Here is a 14,251-nt window from a genome sequence, read left to right as displayed (position 1 = left end):
TGCAGCTCATACCAAGTGGAACTGGAGAGGATAACGCAGAGGATGTCAGTGTTTTGTTAACAGGGTGCAGCGCTGTGCGCTGCACTTGTCGCCGGTGGCTCGCAACGGTTTAAATCAGCTTGCCGCCTCCAATGGAGTCCAGACCCGAATTTTTGGATTTTGGTTGGGTGTGTTGCTCCTGTTGGTTGCTGTCAACCGGCGAAGAGGTGGGTGCGGGATTGGCTGGAGGCTGGTTATCTTTCATGCCTTGCTGGATGTTATAGCTGAAGCTGCTAAACGAATTGCCAACGATCATCGGTAAAACCCCTTACTCAATTGGAGGATGGTTATCGCATCAATACTCCCTTTGACTGCGCACTGATTGAGTGGAGCTGGCCGGTTTTTCGTTCCCGGCCATAGGTAACCAAATGTCTGGCTTGTAGGATTTGAGAGCGTTTCAAGCAGGCTTAGGCACCGTAAACCTGAATTCACTGCCGCGGCCCAATTCGCTTTCGGCCTCGATGCGCCCACCATGGGCCTGGACAATCCCCTGGGTGATATACAGCCCGAGTCCGCTGCCGGTGGGGTTGTTTTCAGTCTGGGTCCAATAGCGATCGAACACATGGGGCAGGTCGTCCGGCGCAATGCCTTCACCGGAGTCGCGCACCGAAAATACAATCTCCTCGCCGTTGCTCATGGCGCTGATGCCGATGTTGCCCTGACGCGGGGTGAATTTGATCGCGTTGCCGATCAGGTTTGACAGCACCTGGAACAAGCGCTCCGGGTCGGCTTTGATCTGCAGGCCAGGCTCGACATTGAACGACAGGTCGATGCCCTTTTCCGAGGCCAGGGGCGCCAGCAGCGAATACGCCTCTTCAAAAATCTGGCTGACGTCCAGCGCCACCGGCTTGACCACATAGCGGCCGGCCTCGATTTTCGAGGTGTCGAGCAAATCCTCCAGCAACACGTTCATGCGCCCGGCAGCCTGTTGCATGGTGTCGATGGCGGAAGAGATGCGCCGTGAAGTGTGGGGGCCATCGGAGCTGAAGGCTTTTTGCATCATGCCGCAGAGCATGGAGATGACGGTCATGGGGTTGCGCAGATCGTGGGAAACCACCGCGACCAGTTCGTCCCGCGCACGCACCGCTTGTTGCTCGCGCAGCACCTGTCGGGACAGGTCGTTCTCCAGGGCCGAGCGGCGCAAATCATTGGCGGCAAACAGGTCGCCATGGCTCCATTTGGTGGAGATGCCGGCCATTTCCACTTTCCAGATTTCAAACGAGGTACGTGGGCGAAGGCGCATGCCCGCGTCGCAGGTTTCCAGGTTCAGCGGCTTGTTCGGGTCGCCACTCCAGTGGATGTTCTCTTTGACTTCCGGGCGAAACCACAACACGCCGTTATCCACAGGCTTGGGCAAGCTCATGGCAAGCACGCCGCTGGCCACGCTCTGATACTCGGCGGCAGGCGGATAAACCGAGGCCAGGTTATGGCTGGAAAATACCGGTGCGCCGTTGCCCAGCAACCACTTGTGCAGCGCGCGTATCTGCGCCGGTTCCGGGCAGTTGCCGTAGCGGTGCAATTGTTTATCTTCGATGATCGCCACGCCACCAGAGAGGGTCAGGTCCATCAGCATTCGGCCTTGCTGGGCCAGGCCGTCGAATACGTTATTGGCAGAGGCCTTCATCGCCAGGTCCAGCAGCGCCAGCGCTTCGACTTTTTCTTCGCGCTGGCGGGTCAGCTCCAGGGTCTCCATGGCACTGATCTGCAATGACAGCACCTGGCCGATGGTCTGACAGGCCATGCGCAAATCGTTAGGCACCAGCAGTGGCTCGCGGTTGCCGCAGCTGATCAGGCCCCAGAGTTTGTCGCCCTTCATCAGTGAAATACTCATGGACGACAACACGCCCATGTTCTGCATGTACTGGCAGTGAATCGGCGACACGCTGCGCAGGGTGGCGAAGCTCAGGTCCAGGGGCTGGCCCGTGTCCGGGCGCAATTTGGGCAGCAGCGGTACCGGTTCGTAGGACGCATTCGGGATGATCCGTAGCCAGTTGGTGCGGTACAGCTCGCGAGCCTGTTCGGGGATGTCGGACGCGGGGAAGAACAGCCCGTTGAACAGCTCCATGGACGGCGCCGAAGCTTCGGCGATTACCTGGCCATGGCCTTCTTCTTCGAAGCGATAGATGAGCACCCGGTCATAACCGGTCATGGCCTGGATTTCGTTGACGCTGATGGTGTAGAGCGCCTGCAAGGTCTTTGCCGATTGCAGGCGATGCAGCATTTTGCCCAGGTCGCTGGTGCGGCCATTGTGCGCACGGGGTTTGAAATCCTTGAGCCGGGGTTCGAATTCCAGCACCAACACGCCCTGGTGGCGATGCAACAGGCCTTCGAACTGCTCACCCTTGAAGGTGATGAGCAGGGGCGGCGAGTCCAGGAATGCACTGTCCTCGGCCATGGTTTGCACGGCCTGGGCGTACTCCTCGCCAATCAACCTGTGCAACGGTTGATTCAACAGCGCCTCGGGGGTGTGGCCGAACAACGTACCGACGTTGGCACTTACCTGAATGATGTTCAGGCCGGGCTCCGACAAGGTCAGCAGCACGCCGTGGGGCTGGATGGCCCCCGGAAAACGAATGGGTTCGTCGGCGCAGTTGGCAAGCAGCTCTTCAAAATCTTCGGGTTTCATAGCAATACCTCCTGGCTGTCGAGCCATTGCTCAAAGCCGCTGAATGTCGAACGGGCCGCCATCACCGCGCGCGCGGCGGTATGTGTATCCAGTGGCTGGCGGGCCAGATAATCGAGGAAATCTTTCCAGCGCCGTCCGGTCTCGGCGCCGTATACATTGAGAAAGGCACCGCCGTTGTCGGCGTTCACACCCAGGCGCAGGGCCATTTCCCGGCGCAGCACTTGGCCGCCCAGGGTGGCGCCTTCCAGCACATACAGGGCGCCGAGGCACGCAGCCGGTGTGTCTAATACGGGGAGTTGGGTACAGCGAGGCAGGGCATGGATGGCGTGGTCAATCAGGCCGAGTGCGTGCATGTCATGCACCAGTGTTGGCGTTTTCACACGCAACGCAGACTCATATCCCTCGGGAATCAAACCGCTGTCATACAGCGCCGCTTCCATTGGCTGATAAAAGCCGTAATACGCCTGCAGCAAGCGCCGATACCACTGGGCATCCAGGCGCTCGGAAAAAAACGGCAGGCGCTGTTCCAACGCCACATGCAGCAGGCCCGTGCCCGTGCGCAACGTTTCCAACAAGGAGGGCGCACTAACGTCATGGGCCTGTGAATGCATTCAATGAGCTCGAACTGTGGGCCTGTCGGCCATGAATGACGCGTGAAAATGGGCGACGATTCTACACAACTCATTGTCGTCAGATGAACGCAGAAGCGAAAAGGCTGACCAGCGGATCAGAAAAGTCGCTCCCTGCACATTACATGACCGCAGACCGGGCCCTCAAGTTCGGTTGAAATGATATCGAGCTGCTATCAATGCAGGGGCAGGCCCTAGTGCATCAATGCCGTCTGCACGCACTCGAGCAAGTGGTCGGTACTCCACGGTTTGGGCAGAAACCGCACCGAACTGCCCAACTCGGCGGCGATTTTCGTATTGCCTGAGGTCAGCACCACCTGCACTTCAGGCCAGCGATGGGCGACCACACGGCTCAAGTCATAACCATTGAGCAAACCGGGCATTTGAATATCACTGACAATCAAATCCACCGGGTCATCGCCGCGCTCCAGGTAAATCATCCCTTCGTCTGCCGATGCAAACGATGTCACCACCGCACCAAAGTCTTCCAGCACATCCACCATCAACGCCCGAATGATCTCGTCGTCTTCCAATACCAAAATCGATGGCTGAGCCATGATCCTTACTCCACCATCAGGGGTTCAGTAAGGTGGAGTGGAAGGTGGCCGGATAGGTTCGATTGGATGTTTTTTAAACGATGGGTGGTCATTTGGCTGCTTGTGAACTCTGGGCGCGACAATCCGTTAAGGTGAACGCCACCCCGCCGTCCAAGGAATGCCATGTTCAACCGTAACCCGCTCGTGCCGGAACTGATCGTCACCCGCCTCAGCGCCAGCCTGGCGTTCTGGGTCGAACAGCTAGGTTTCGCCATTGCCTATCAGCGCGCAGAAGAAGGCTTTGCCTACCTCGACCTGCACGGCGCGCAAATCATGCTCGAACAATACGACCCCGATGCCGGCCAGTGGCTCACCGCACCGTTACAGTCACCGTTTGGGCGCGGCATCAACCTACAAATCGATGTGCCCGCCGTGGCGCCTATCCTGCAACGCTTGGCGCAACTCGGCTGGCCATTGTTCCGCGATGTTGAAGATGCCTGGTACCGAGCCGGTGACGTAGAGGCCGGGCAACGCCAGTTTATCGTGCAAGACCCGGACGGTTATCTGGTCCGCCTGGTGCAGCGGCTGGGGGAAAGGCCGGTCGAACAGGCATAATCGACGGCAACAGCCGATAGGGAGACCTGAATGAAGTATGTGTTATTGAGCCTCGCCCTGACCGTTATCGCTGCCCCCGCGCTCGCTGCCGGCGACGCCGAGGCGGGCGGCAAACTCTTCACCAAGACTTGCGGCGGCTGCCACAGCATCGGTGAAGGCGCGCGGGGCGGTTTTGGCCCGGAACTGAACGGCATCATTGGCCGGCCTGCCGGTACCACCACGGACTACCAGTACTCGGATGCGATGAAAAATTCGGGCGTGGTGTGGACGCGGGAAAAACTGGCGGCCTACATCGAAAATCCGAAGTCGGTGGTGAGTGGCACGCGGATGATCTTCTGGGGGATCAGTGACCAGGAGAAGATTGAAAATATCCTGGCGTACTTAGCGACATTCCAGCCCAAGTGAGGGGCCCAGGCTGACACGCATCACCGCGCTCTGTCCTCTGTAGGAGCGAGCTTGCTCGCGAAAAGCTCACAGGCGTCGCATTCATTCAGGAAGCACGCGTCATCGTTGACGTTTTTCGCGAGCAAGCTCGCTCCTACAAAAAAGCACAGTGTGAGTGTTAGCCTGCATCCAAAGCCTACACACAAGTAGGACCGTTCTGATTTGCGCCAGACCTCGCCATTATCGGCAAAGTGTTTGCTACGTTCGTGTGAAAAATACGCTTAGAAGGTCATATGAAGCTGGTTAAGGGCGTGGTGTTTGTCGTCGGGGTGGTTGTAGTGGCGCTCGGAGTGTTTAACGGTTTGGTGGTGGCCGTATCTGCGTATTTTGGGCCGTTTTACCAAGGGGATGCCGATCAGAGCAGGAATTTTGGGTTTTGGTTGGTTGGGAATGGGGTTGTGGTTTTGGGAGCGGCGTTGAGCGGGGCGGTTTGGTATGGCAGGCGTTTGAGTCGGGGGCGGGAATGATCGTGTACTTCGACGGGGTTGAGGGGCGACTTAAAATTAGGCGAGCTGTGCGACGCTGAACCTGTGGCGAGGGAGCTTGCTCCCGTGACGGCCTGACAGCGGGCGTTGGTCTAGCTGACGCGCTGCGATCCAAATGTGGGAGCTGGCTTGCCTGCGAAGACGGCCTGACAGCTGACACAGTTATACCGAGTACATATCCATTCCTGAGGTAACGGCCACCTAGGGTTCCGCCCCAACGGTGGCTCACTTTTGAACAGCGATGTGGATCAACTCAGCAGATGCTTGGAAATCAGCCGGGAGATTTCCACGATCGAGGTCTTGCCGGTGAATTCGAATTTCACCTTCCCCAACGAAGAAAAGTAAATCTCCAACTCCGAATCCAGATCAAACGTCCCTGAAGTTTCCACCGAGTACGCCACGATGTTCTTGTACGGCAATGAAGTGAAGTCCTTCTTGCTGCCGGTAATCCCCTGCACGTTCACCGCGATGATGCGTTTAGTGGTGAACACAACGCCGTCGCGCATGGCCTTGTACGCGTCGACCACTTCTTCGCCGTCCAGCAGCAGGGCCGATACGCGTTCGGCGTATTCGTTGTTTTGCTTGAGTTTGAAGAAGCCTTTGTTGTTGAAGTCGATCATGTGCCTGTCCTGGGTAAGTGGTGGTGCCGGTGTATGACGTTTTGCTTGCGGATCTGTATCTAACGCCTGGGCCTGCAAGCCCCTAGCATGACGCTCAACACGACCGCGTCGGCGAAGGATTTCACGCTGGCAGCCTAAAAAACCAGGAGCCAATCCATGCCTGATATGTCCAGCTTGCTCGCCTACGGCCTGATTTCACTCGGCATGGTACTGACACCGGGGCCAAATATGATTTACCTGATTTCACGCTCCATCTGCCAGGGGCGCACGGCCGGGTTGATTTCTCTCGGTGGGGTGGCGCTGGGGTTTGTGGTGTATATGGTGTGTGCGGCGCTGGGTATCACGGCGTTGGTGATGGCGGTGCCCTTTGCCTACGAAGCGCTGCGGGTCGGCGGGGCGCTGTATCTGGTGTACCTGGCCTGGCAGGCGGTCAAGCCGGGTGGGCGCTCGCCATTCCAGGTGCGCGACTTGCCCAAGGACAGCCCGCGCAAGTTGGTCACCATGGGCTTGGTCACCAACCTGCTCAATCCCAAAGTGGCGGTGATGTATTTGTCGTTGCTGCCCCAGTTCATCGACCCGAATGGGCATGGCAGTGTGCTGATGCAATCCCTGGCGCTGGGTTCCCTGCAGATTCTTATCAGCGTGAGCGTCAACGCGGTGATTGCCTGCATGGCGGGTTCCATCGCGGTGTTCTTTGTCACCCGGCCGGGTTGGCAGGTGCTGCAGCGCTGGCTGATGGGGTCGGTGTTGATGGGCTTGGCGGTGCGGATGGCGGTGGAAGGGCGGCGCTAAATCTGCTTTCAGCGTGCCATGACGTTGACGATCACATGCAGGATGAATGCAGGTCCGTAGCAGGGGCGCCCGTGTTCATCTTCGATACGCCAGATCGAGGTGACCGTACAGGTCTCCCGCGGCGCTCCAAACTCCACCGTGATATGCACCGGCTGCCCAGGCAGGGTTTCGGCGATCGGCACCTCGCTGTCAAGGCTGCGCAGATGGCTGTCCATCACCACTTCCAGGGGCGCGCCTGTAGCCGTTCGACGGGCGATGACGTATTCACCGTCGACTCGTACCAAGCGTCGACCGCGCCAGGCGCGGGTGCCGACATTCTGGATCTCCCAGGTTTTCTGAAATGTTTCGCCTGGCAACACGACGGTCTGGTCGGGGGTGGTGACATCGGCGTTGAATACCACAACGTCGCCAGGATCATGCAGGCCGATGGCTCGGTTGGTGGTTGCCATTGAATGGGCATCGACCGGCGAGCCGGACAAATCGGCGAAGTAGCGGAACAGCATTAAGGGGGACACCTGCAGCGCCTTGGCCAGTTTGATCAAGGTGCGTACCGACGGATCTTTTGAAATACCACCCGCCAATCCGTACAAATAGGTTCGTGAAATACCGGCTTCCTTAGCCAGGGTTGTCATGGACTTTCCCAGTTCCCGACTGCGTCGTATGACCAGTGCCTGGAGGGTGTCGCGGGTTTTGATGCTCATGTCCGTATGTGATCCCAATCCTTGAAAAAAATCGTCAACTTGTTCGCCAAAAAGGACAACTTGCTCGCCGTTGCGTGTATTGGACCGTGCACACTCGCAACCTGCTAGCGACGTTGTGAAGGACATGGATCGGTCCCCTTCTGTTTGACTATATCCAGTGTCGCGGTTTCTCGCATGCTTGCGAACCTGGTGTGTTGCATTCCTTTACAACTATCTTTGGATATAGCTATGTCTCAATTTAAAGCATGCTGCGAATCCATAGCCCGATCAGGCTTTGGCATCCTGCAAATTCCTGATGCGATGTTGCAGGACTACAAAAAGATCATTGATGGGTATTCGGCCATTCCCCAGGCCATCAAGGATGAATTTTCCTTTGCCCAGGACACAGATGGGTTTTTCCCTTTTGTCGCCGAGTACTCCCTTGCCGAGGATCACCCGGACCTGTGCGAGCGGTTTTGTTACTGGCCCGCCCACGCTTCAAAAAGAACCGCTTTCGAATTCACCCGAAGTACTTTCGTTGCCGCAGTCGGCAGTTATGAGCGACAGATGAGCGAGTTGGCCCAGGGAGTGATGGATGGCATTTGCGCGGAGTTTGGCGTTCAATCCTTGGCCCCCTTTCGCTCGGCATCGTACATCCAGTTGTGTGTCTATGGCCCACAAGCCAAAGACAATTCTCGTAAATATGCCCAGGACCCTCATGAAGACGGGCATATGCTTTCGTTTATCAAGCCTACCCGCGAAGGGCTGGTTTTGATGAAAGGACGATCATTGGAGCCGGTGCGCCTTCTGGAGAACGAGGTCGCGGTGCTGGCGGGCTCCTTGCTGACAGAACTCTCTGATCATGCCGTGCCTGCCGCCTACCATGCTGTACTTGCACCCAGCAAACCGGTTGCCAGAAGCTCATTGATCTACTTTGCAAACCCCAATCCGGATCAGTTGCTAACGACCTTTTACCGCCAGAAACCTATTGATCTGGGCAGTACTGTGAATGCTCGTCATACCGGTTTCGGTAATCAACCGATTCAACTGCGCTAAATAGTCCTGGAGGGCTTGAACAGTCCATGTTTCCTCACTTCAATGCCCTTTACCTCGAAGGTTTGCTCTTGGGTATCGGACTGTTCGCCGCCCCTGGCCCGAAAGACACCTTGGTGATCCGCCAAGGTGTCGGTCGCGGGCCGATCTGGGGCGTTGTCGCTATTTGCGTCTTGGCCGATATTTTCCTGATCGCTTTCGGGGTCACGGGTTTAGGTTCGTTGTTGGGAAGTCGGCCTGAGGTGATGGCACTGTTGCTGTTGTCCGGCGCTGCCTATCTGCTTTGGTTTGGTGGCCAACGTCTGTTGGCTTGTATCCGGGATCAGTCCATGCCGGATGCTCAAGGTGGCAACTCGCAAAGAGGGCTGTTGCGCTCGGCGGTCATACTCGGCTTTGCCAACCCTTACGCCTGGCTCGATACCGTGGTGTTGATTGGTTCCATCGGTGCCACGAAACCTGCGGGCCAACAGGCGCTGTTCGCGACAGGCGCCATGACGGCATCACTCGTGTGGTTCGTGGTGTTGGCGCTGTGCTGTCAGCGATTGACGGTATTGTTTCGCAAGCCTGCGGTCTGGCGCTGGCTGGATGCAGGGGTGGCGGTGTTGATGGTTTACCTGGCCGTTATGCTGATCAACGATTCATTGCACATCTTTCAGATAGCCCTTTAGTACGGTCAGCGGGCAGGTCAACTCATCAAGACGAGCGATGTTTTGCACATCGGTGGATAGCCTTTGCAATTCACGCCCGAGAACGCTGTCCGCTCCACCCAATGCAATCAACGCCTGGGTGGTGCACTCATCGAGCTTCAACTGGATCTCAGCCAGGTTTCCCTGGCGCACTAACAACCCGAACACCTCGCGATCATAGCCCTCCATCACGGGATCATCGCGCAGCAATGGGCTGCCGTGGTCAGTCTCATGCACCAGCTTCAACGCGAACAACGCAACCGCTTCAAGCGTCAACTCCATGGTCCCGCTACCTCCACTGCCACGCCTGGCACTTTTTTGCAGGCGAAAAAAAAGACCTTGAATTTCAAGGTCTTTCTTTAAGATGGTGCCCCGAGGGAGACTCGAACTCCCACTCCTTTCGAAAACGGATTTTGAATCCGCCGCGTCTACCAATTCCGCCATCAGGGCTCAATGGCGGCGAAGTATAGAGATGAGATTACCGTTGGTCAATCACGTTTCATGGTCTATTTTCACTATTTCCGCTAGACTTCCCGGCCCTGCTAGACGAACCCCATCATGCGCGTTGCTGACTTTACTTTTGAGCTCCCTGATTCGCTGATCGCTCGCCACCCTTTGGCCGAGCGTCGCGCCAGTCGACTGCTGACCCTGGACGGGCCCAGCGGTGCCCTCGCACACCGTCAATTCACTGATTTGCTTGAGCATTTGCGCCCAGGCGATCTGATGGTTTTCAACAATACCCGGGTGATTCCGGCGCGGCTGTTTGGCCAGAAAGCGTCCGGCGGCAAGCTGGAAATCCTGGTGGAGCGGGTGCTGGACAGCCATCGTGTGCTGGCCCATGTGCGCTCCAGCAAGTCGCCCAAACCGGGGTCGAGCATCCTGATCGAGGGCGGTGGCGAAGCCGAGATGGTCGCGCGCCACGATGCCTTGTTCGAGCTCAAGTTTGCTGAAGAGGTGTTGCCGCTGTTGGAGCGTGTCGGCCATATGCCGTTGCCTCCTTATATAGACCGCCCCGACGAAGACGCGGACCGCGAGCGCTATCAGACCGTGTACTCACAGCGCCTCGGCGCCGTCGCCGCACCGACTGCCGGGCTGCATTTCGACCAGCCACTGCTGGATGCGATTGCTGCCAAGGGCGTCGACACCGCCTATGTGACCCTGCACGTGGGGGCCGGCACGTTTCAGCCGGTGCGTGTGGATAACATCGAAGACCACCATATGCACAGCGAATGGCTGGAAGTCAGCCAGGACGTAGTGGATGCGGTGGCGGCGTGCAAGGCGCGGGGCGGTCGAGTGGTGGCCGTGGGCACTACCAGTGTGCGTTCGCTGGAGAGCGCGGCGCGTGATGGCGTGCTCAAGCCGTTCAGTGGCGACACCGATATCTTCATTTTCCCAGGGCGGCCATTCCATGTGGTCGATTGCCTGGTCACCAACTTCCATTTGCCCGAATCCACGCTGTTGATGCTGGTGTCGGCATTTGCCGGTTACCCGGAAACCATGGCTGCCTACCAGGCCGCCATCGCCAACGAGTACCGTTTTTTCAGCTACGGTGATGCGATGTTTATCACCCGTAACCCGGCGCCGCGCGGCCCTGAGGACAACTTATGAGTCGTATGTCGTTTGAATTGCTCGCTACGGACGGCAAAGCCCGTCGCGGTCGCCTGACCTTCCCGCGTGGCACTGTGGAGACCCCGGCGTTCATGCCGGTCGGCACCTATGGCACCGTCAAGGGCATGTTGCCCCGTGACATCGTCGCCACTGGCGCCGAAATCATTCTCGGCAACACCTTCCACCTGTGGCTGCGCCCGGGCACGGAAGTGATCAAGAAGCATGGCGACCTGCATGACTTCATGAAGTGGCAAGGCCCGATCCTCACCGACTCTGGTGGTTTCCAGGTGTTCAGCCTGGGCGCCATGCGCAAGATCAAGGAGGAGGGCGTGACCTTCGCCTCGCCGGTCGACGGCGCCAAGGTGTTCATGGGCCCGGAAGAGTCGATGCAGGTACAGCGCGACCTGGGTTCGGACATCGTGATGATTTTCGACGAGTGCACGCCGTACCCGGCCGATGAAGACGTGGCGCGTATTTCCATGGAGCTGTCGCTGCGTTGGGCCCAGCGTTCGAAGAACGCCCATGGCGACAATACGGCGGCGCTGTTCGGTATTGTCCAGGGCGGCATGCATGAAAGCCTGCGCAAACGCTCGTTGGAAGGCCTCGACAAGATCGGCTTTGACGGCCTGGCCATCGGCGGTTTGTCGGTGGGCGAGCCCAAGCACGAAATGATCAAGGTGCTGGATTACCTGCCGGGCCTGATGCCCGCAGACAAACCTCGTTACCTTATGGGCGTTGGCAAACCGGAAGATCTCGTAGAGGGTGTGCGCCGCGGTGTGGACATGTTCGATTGCGTGATGCCAACCCGTAATGCCCGCAATGGGCATCTGTTCATCGATACAGGCGTGCTGAAGATCCGTAACGCGTTCCATCGCCATGATGATTCGCCGCTGGATCCTACCTGTGACTGCTACACCTGCCAGAACTTCTCCCGTGCTTATCTGCACCATCTGGACAAGTGCGGAGAAATGCTGGGTAGCATGTTGAATACCATCCACAATTTGCGTCATTACCAAGTCCTGATGGCTGGTTTGCGCGAGGCTATTCAACAGGGTACATTGGCCGCCTTCGTCGATGCCTTCTATGCCAAGCGTGGCCTCCCTGTGCCGCCCTTGGACTGAGTTTTCCGACCCTAAGATTCACTATTTGCAACTGGAGTGCTAAATGAGCTTTTTTATCTCTAACGCCATGGCTGACGCCGCTGCGCCTGCTGCTGCCGGCCCTATGGGCGGTGGTTTCGAGTGGATTTTCCTGGTCGGCTTCCTGGTCATCTTTTACCTGATGATCTGGCGTCCACAGGCCAAGCGGGCCAAAGAGCAGAAAAACCTGCTGGGCAGCCTGCAAAAAGGCGACGAAGTCGTGACCACTGGCGGCATCGCCGGCAAGATCACCAAGGTTTCCGATGCTTTCGTGGTACTGGAAGTCTCCGACACCGTGGAAATGAAGTTCCAGAAGGGCGCCATCGCCGCCACGCTGCCTAAAGGCACGCTCAAAGCGATCTAAGTAACAACCTTTACCAATCGACGGGGCGCGCAAGGCGCCCCGCGTTATAAGCGGGCGGCGTGATGCTGAACAAATACCCTCTGTGGAAATACGTACTGATCCTGGCGGTGCTGGCGATCGGTTTTATTTATTCCGCTCCCAATCTCTATCCTGATGACCCGGCTATCCAGATCTCTGGCGCCAGCACTTCGCTGCAAGTCAATCAGGCAGACCTGGACCGTGCGAGCAAAGCGCTCAACGACGCGGGTATCCAGGTTAAAGCGGCAACCTTGGCGGCTGGATCCAAAGGCGGCTTGTTGCGTCTGACCAAGCAAGAAGACCAATTGCCGGCCAAAGATGTCGTACGCAAGGCCATGGGTGACGACTACGTTGTCGCGCTCAACCTGGCCCAGACCACGCCACAATGGCTGCGCAGCATTGGCGCGCACCCGATGAAGCTGGGTCTGGACTTGTCCGGTGGTGTGCACTTCCTGCTGGAAGTCGACATGGACAAGGCCCTGGATGCACGTCTGAAGGTCTACGAAGGCGACGTGAAGAGCCTGCTGCGCAAAGAGAAGCTGCGCTATCGCAGCCTGCCGCAGCTCAACGGTGCCATCCAGCTTGGTTTTGCTGACGAAGCATCCCGCGAACAGGCCCGTGCGCTGATCCGCAAGAACTTCAATGACTTCGACATCGTACCGGCCGACCTCAATGGTCAAGCGGTACTGCGCCTGGCGATGAGCCCGGCCAAGATCGCGGAAATCCGCGAATACTCCATCAAGCAGAACTTGACCACGGTGCGTAACCGCGTCAACGAGCTGGGTGTGGCCGAGCCGATCGTGCAGCGCCAGGGTGCCAACCGCATCGTGGTCGAGCTGCCGGGTGTACAGGACACCGCTGAAGCCAAGCGTATCCTCGGCAAGACCGCCAACCTGGAGTTCCGTCTCGCGGCAGACCCAGGCGCTACGCGTGCCACTTCCGAAGAGTTCGAATTCCGTGAAGGCAACCGTCCTCCTGCGTTGATCGAGCGTGGTTTGATCATCACCGGTGACCAGGTGACCGACGCCAAGGCCGGTTTCGGCGAGCACGGTACGCCTGAAGTGAACATCCGCCTGGATGGCCATGGCGGCGAACTGATGAGCCGCGCCACGCGCAGCAACGTCGGTCGCAGCATGGCAGTGATCTTCATCGAGCAGCGCCCGGTGACCACCTACACCAAGCAGATGGTCAACGGCGTCGAGAAAGACGTGCCGGTGCAGACCTTCAAGGAAGAGAAGAAGATCATCAGCCTGGCGACCATCCAGTCGCCGCTGGGTGCTCAGTTCCGTATCACTGGCCTGAACGGCCAGGGCGAGTCGTCCGAGCTGGCGTTGCTGCTGCGTGCCGGTGGCCTGGCTGCACCGATGTACTTCGCTGAAGAACGTACCATCGGTCCGAGCCTGGGTGCCGACAACATCACCAAGGGTGTCGATGCGGCGCTGTGGGGCATGTTGTTCGTGTCGCTGTTCATCATCGCCATCTACCGCTTCTTTGGTGTGATCGCCACCGTTGCCCTGGCGGGCAACATGGTGATGTTGCTGGCTCTGATGTCGTTGCTGGGTGCCACACTGACCCTGCCAGGTATTGCCGGTATCGTACTCACCATGGGTATGGCGGTGGATGCCAACGTGCTGATCTTCTCGCGGATTCGTGAAGAGATCGCCGCCGGCATGACCGTGCAGCGTGCAATCAACGAAGGCTTCGGCCGGGCATTTACCGCGATCCTCGACTCCAACCTGACCACACTGTTGGTCGGCGGGATTCTCTTCGCTATGGGCACAGGCCCGGTGAAAGGTTTTGCGGTGACCATGTCCCTCGGGATCTTTACCTCGATGTTCACGGCCATCATGGTGACCCGCGCAATGGTCAACCTGATCTTTGGCGGGCGTGACTTCAAGAAGTTGTGGATTTAAGGGG

General features: G+C 58.0%; 17 protein-coding genes and 1 tRNA gene. 10 read left to right on the top strand and 8 right to left on the bottom strand.

Features of this window, described 5'->3' with window-relative positions; genetic code table 11:
* Nucleotides 1-109: 109 nt before the first annotated feature.
* The 4 genes from MF6394_RS07195 to MF6394_RS07180 all read right to left on the bottom strand — a co-directional run bounded on the left by MF6394_RS07195 (nucleotide 110) and on the right by MF6394_RS07180 (nucleotide 3,851).
* Nucleotides 110-295, bottom strand: coding sequence for a hypothetical protein (locus MF6394_RS07195; protein WP_047711738.1), 186 nt, complete (start codon nucleotides 293-295; stop codon nucleotides 110-112).
* A gap of 141 nt (nucleotides 296-436) precedes the next feature.
* Nucleotides 437-2,665 (bottom strand): ATP-binding protein, encoded by a 2,229-nt coding sequence (locus MF6394_RS07190; protein ID WP_078466392.1) that lies wholly within the window; start codon nucleotides 2,663-2,665, stop codon nucleotides 437-439.
* A complete protein-coding gene (locus tag MF6394_RS07185) occupies nucleotides 2,662-3,276 on the bottom strand; it encodes a biliverdin-producing heme oxygenase (protein ID WP_047711736.1) in 615 nt (204 codons plus the stop codon). Before MF6394_RS07185 ends, MF6394_RS07190 begins: the two co-directional genes overlap by 4 nt.
* A gap of 212 nt (nucleotides 3,277-3,488) precedes the next feature.
* A complete protein-coding gene (locus MF6394_RS07180) occupies nucleotides 3,489-3,851 on the bottom strand; it encodes a response regulator (RefSeq protein ID WP_044268271.1) in 363 nt (120 codons plus the stop codon).
* 162 nt (nucleotides 3,852-4,013) lie between these two features.
* Here MF6394_RS07180 and MF6394_RS07175 point away from each other — a divergent pair, with 162 nt between their 5' ends.
* From MF6394_RS07175 to MF6394_RS07165, 3 genes are all read left to right on the top strand, one after another.
* Nucleotides 4,014-4,445: a bleomycin resistance protein gene (locus tag MF6394_RS07175; RefSeq protein ID WP_078466391.1), complete on the top strand. Its 432-nt coding sequence runs from the start codon at nucleotides 4,014-4,016 to the stop codon at nucleotides 4,443-4,445.
* Between the two features lie 30 nt (nucleotides 4,446-4,475).
* Nucleotides 4,476-4,850 (top strand): c-type cytochrome, encoded by a 375-nt coding sequence (locus MF6394_RS07170; protein WP_044268267.1) that lies wholly within the window; start codon nucleotides 4,476-4,478, stop codon nucleotides 4,848-4,850.
* A 272-nt stretch (nucleotides 4,851-5,122) separates the two neighbouring features.
* Entirely contained in the window at nucleotides 5,123-5,356 is a 234-nt protein-coding gene (locus MF6394_RS07165) for a hypothetical protein (protein WP_047711734.1), read from the top strand.
* Between the two features lie 266 nt (nucleotides 5,357-5,622).
* Here MF6394_RS07165 and MF6394_RS07160 read toward each other — a convergent pair whose 3' ends face one another.
* The gene (locus MF6394_RS07160; protein WP_032895376.1) at nucleotides 5,623-5,994 is read right to left on the bottom strand and encodes a PH domain-containing protein; all 372 of its coding nucleotides are present in this window, start codon (nucleotides 5,992-5,994) and stop codon (nucleotides 5,623-5,625) included.
* Between the two features lie 156 nt (nucleotides 5,995-6,150).
* On the opposite strand from MF6394_RS07160, the gene MF6394_RS07155 reads away from it, so the two are divergent.
* A complete protein-coding gene (locus MF6394_RS07155) occupies nucleotides 6,151-6,786 on the top strand; it encodes a LysE family translocator (RefSeq protein ID WP_078466390.1) in 636 nt (211 codons plus the stop codon).
* Between the two features lie 8 nt (nucleotides 6,787-6,794).
* Here MF6394_RS07155 and MF6394_RS07150 read toward each other — a convergent pair whose 3' ends face one another.
* Nucleotides 6,795-7,487: an NBR1-Ig-like domain-containing protein gene (locus MF6394_RS07150; RefSeq protein WP_032895378.1), complete on the bottom strand. Its 693-nt coding sequence runs from the start codon at nucleotides 7,485-7,487 to the stop codon at nucleotides 6,795-6,797.
* 228 nt (nucleotides 7,488-7,715) lie between these two features.
* Here MF6394_RS07150 and MF6394_RS07145 point away from each other — a divergent pair, with 228 nt between their 5' ends.
* Complete coding sequence (locus tag MF6394_RS07145) at nucleotides 7,716-8,522, top strand: 2OG-Fe(II) oxygenase family protein (RefSeq protein WP_078466389.1); 807 nt, start codon at nucleotides 7,716-7,718, stop codon at nucleotides 8,520-8,522.
* A gap of 26 nt (nucleotides 8,523-8,548) precedes the next feature.
* Complete coding sequence (locus MF6394_RS07140) at nucleotides 8,549-9,187, top strand: LysE/ArgO family amino acid transporter (RefSeq protein WP_044268254.1); 639 nt, start codon at nucleotides 8,549-8,551, stop codon at nucleotides 9,185-9,187.
* Here MF6394_RS07140 and MF6394_RS07135 read toward each other — a convergent pair.
* On the bottom strand, nucleotides 9,158-9,487 hold the full coding sequence (locus MF6394_RS07135; protein WP_078466388.1) for a hypothetical protein: 330 nt from the start codon (nucleotides 9,485-9,487) through the stop codon (nucleotides 9,158-9,160). The two genes, MF6394_RS07140 and MF6394_RS07135, sit on opposite strands and share 30 nt — an antisense overlap.
* 83 nt (nucleotides 9,488-9,570) lie before the next feature.
* Nucleotides 9,571-9,655, bottom strand: a tRNA-Leu gene (locus MF6394_RS07130).
* Nucleotides 9,656-9,763: 108 nt separating this feature from the next.
* Here MF6394_RS07130 and queA point away from each other — a divergent pair.
* The 4 genes from queA to secD all read left to right on the top strand — a co-directional run bounded on the left by queA (nucleotide 9,764) and on the right by secD (nucleotide 14,247).
* A complete protein-coding gene (queA, locus tag MF6394_RS07125; RefSeq protein WP_003194027.1) occupies nucleotides 9,764-10,813 on the top strand; it encodes a tRNA preQ1(34) S-adenosylmethionine ribosyltransferase-isomerase QueA in 1,050 nt (349 codons plus the stop codon).
* A 5-nt stretch (nucleotides 10,814-10,818) separates the two neighbouring features.
* Nucleotides 10,819-11,934 (top strand): tRNA guanosine(34) transglycosylase Tgt, encoded by a 1,116-nt coding sequence (gene tgt / locus MF6394_RS07120; protein WP_032803964.1) that lies wholly within the window; start codon nucleotides 10,819-10,821, stop codon nucleotides 11,932-11,934.
* A gap of 43 nt (nucleotides 11,935-11,977) precedes the next feature.
* Nucleotides 11,978-12,316 (top strand): preprotein translocase subunit YajC, encoded by a 339-nt coding sequence (yajC, locus tag MF6394_RS07115; RefSeq protein WP_003175975.1) that lies wholly within the window; start codon nucleotides 11,978-11,980, stop codon nucleotides 12,314-12,316.
* Between the two features lie 62 nt (nucleotides 12,317-12,378).
* Entirely contained in the window at nucleotides 12,379-14,247 is a 1,869-nt protein-coding gene (secD, locus tag MF6394_RS07110) for a protein translocase subunit SecD (RefSeq protein WP_003194025.1), read from the top strand.
* Nucleotides 14,248-14,251: the final 4 nt, after the last annotated feature.

Origin of the sequence: Pseudomonas sp. MF6394 (genome assembly GCF_002018845.1) — a bacterium.
GTDB lineage: Bacteria > Pseudomonadota > Gammaproteobacteria > Pseudomonadales > Pseudomonadaceae > Aquipseudomonas > Aquipseudomonas lactis.
The sequence above is the reverse complement of the archived record's forward strand: the minus strand, read 5'-3'. Positions and strand labels throughout refer to the sequence as shown.

Coding starts and splice junctions, on each gene's coding strand:
- MF6394_RS07180 (WP_044268271.1), bottom strand. CDS start 3,851: ATGGCTCAGCCATCGATTTTGGTATTGGAAGACGACGAGATCATTCGG.
- secD (WP_003194025.1), top strand. CDS start 12,379: ATGCTGAACAAATACCCTCTGTGGAAATACGTACTGATCCTGGCGGTG.
- MF6394_RS07165 (WP_047711734.1), top strand. CDS start 5,123: ATGAAGCTGGTTAAGGGCGTGGTGTTTGTCGTCGGGGTGGTTGTAGTG.
- MF6394_RS07135 (WP_078466388.1), bottom strand. CDS start 9,487: ATGGAGTTGACGCTTGAAGCGGTTGCGTTGTTCGCGTTGAAGCTGGTG.
- MF6394_RS07145 (WP_078466389.1), top strand. CDS start 7,716: ATGTCTCAATTTAAAGCATGCTGCGAATCCATAGCCCGATCAGGCTTT.
- MF6394_RS07195 (WP_047711738.1), bottom strand. CDS start 295: ATGATCGTTGGCAATTCGTTTAGCAGCTTCAGCTATAACATCCAGCAA.
- queA (WP_003194027.1), top strand. CDS start 9,764: ATGCGCGTTGCTGACTTTACTTTTGAGCTCCCTGATTCGCTGATCGCT.
- MF6394_RS07160 (WP_032895376.1), bottom strand. CDS start 5,994: ATGATCGACTTCAACAACAAAGGCTTCTTCAAACTCAAGCAAAACAAC.
- MF6394_RS07185 (WP_047711736.1), bottom strand. CDS start 3,276: ATGCATTCACAGGCCCATGACGTTAGTGCGCCCTCCTTGTTGGAAACG.
- MF6394_RS07150 (WP_032895378.1), bottom strand. CDS start 7,487: ATGAGCATCAAAACCCGCGACACCCTCCAGGCACTGGTCATACGACGC.
- MF6394_RS07170 (WP_044268267.1), top strand. CDS start 4,476: ATGAAGTATGTGTTATTGAGCCTCGCCCTGACCGTTATCGCTGCCCCC.
- MF6394_RS07190 (WP_078466392.1), bottom strand. CDS start 2,665: ATGAAACCCGAAGATTTTGAAGAGCTGCTTGCCAACTGCGCCGACGAA.
- MF6394_RS07175 (WP_078466391.1), top strand. CDS start 4,014: ATGTTCAACCGTAACCCGCTCGTGCCGGAACTGATCGTCACCCGCCTC.
- MF6394_RS07155 (WP_078466390.1), top strand. CDS start 6,151: ATGCCTGATATGTCCAGCTTGCTCGCCTACGGCCTGATTTCACTCGGC.
- tgt (WP_032803964.1), top strand. CDS start 10,819: ATGTCGTTTGAATTGCTCGCTACGGACGGCAAAGCCCGTCGCGGTCGC.
- yajC (WP_003175975.1), top strand. CDS start 11,978: ATGAGCTTTTTTATCTCTAACGCCATGGCTGACGCCGCTGCGCCTGCT.
- MF6394_RS07140 (WP_044268254.1), top strand. CDS start 8,549: ATGTTTCCTCACTTCAATGCCCTTTACCTCGAAGGTTTGCTCTTGGGT.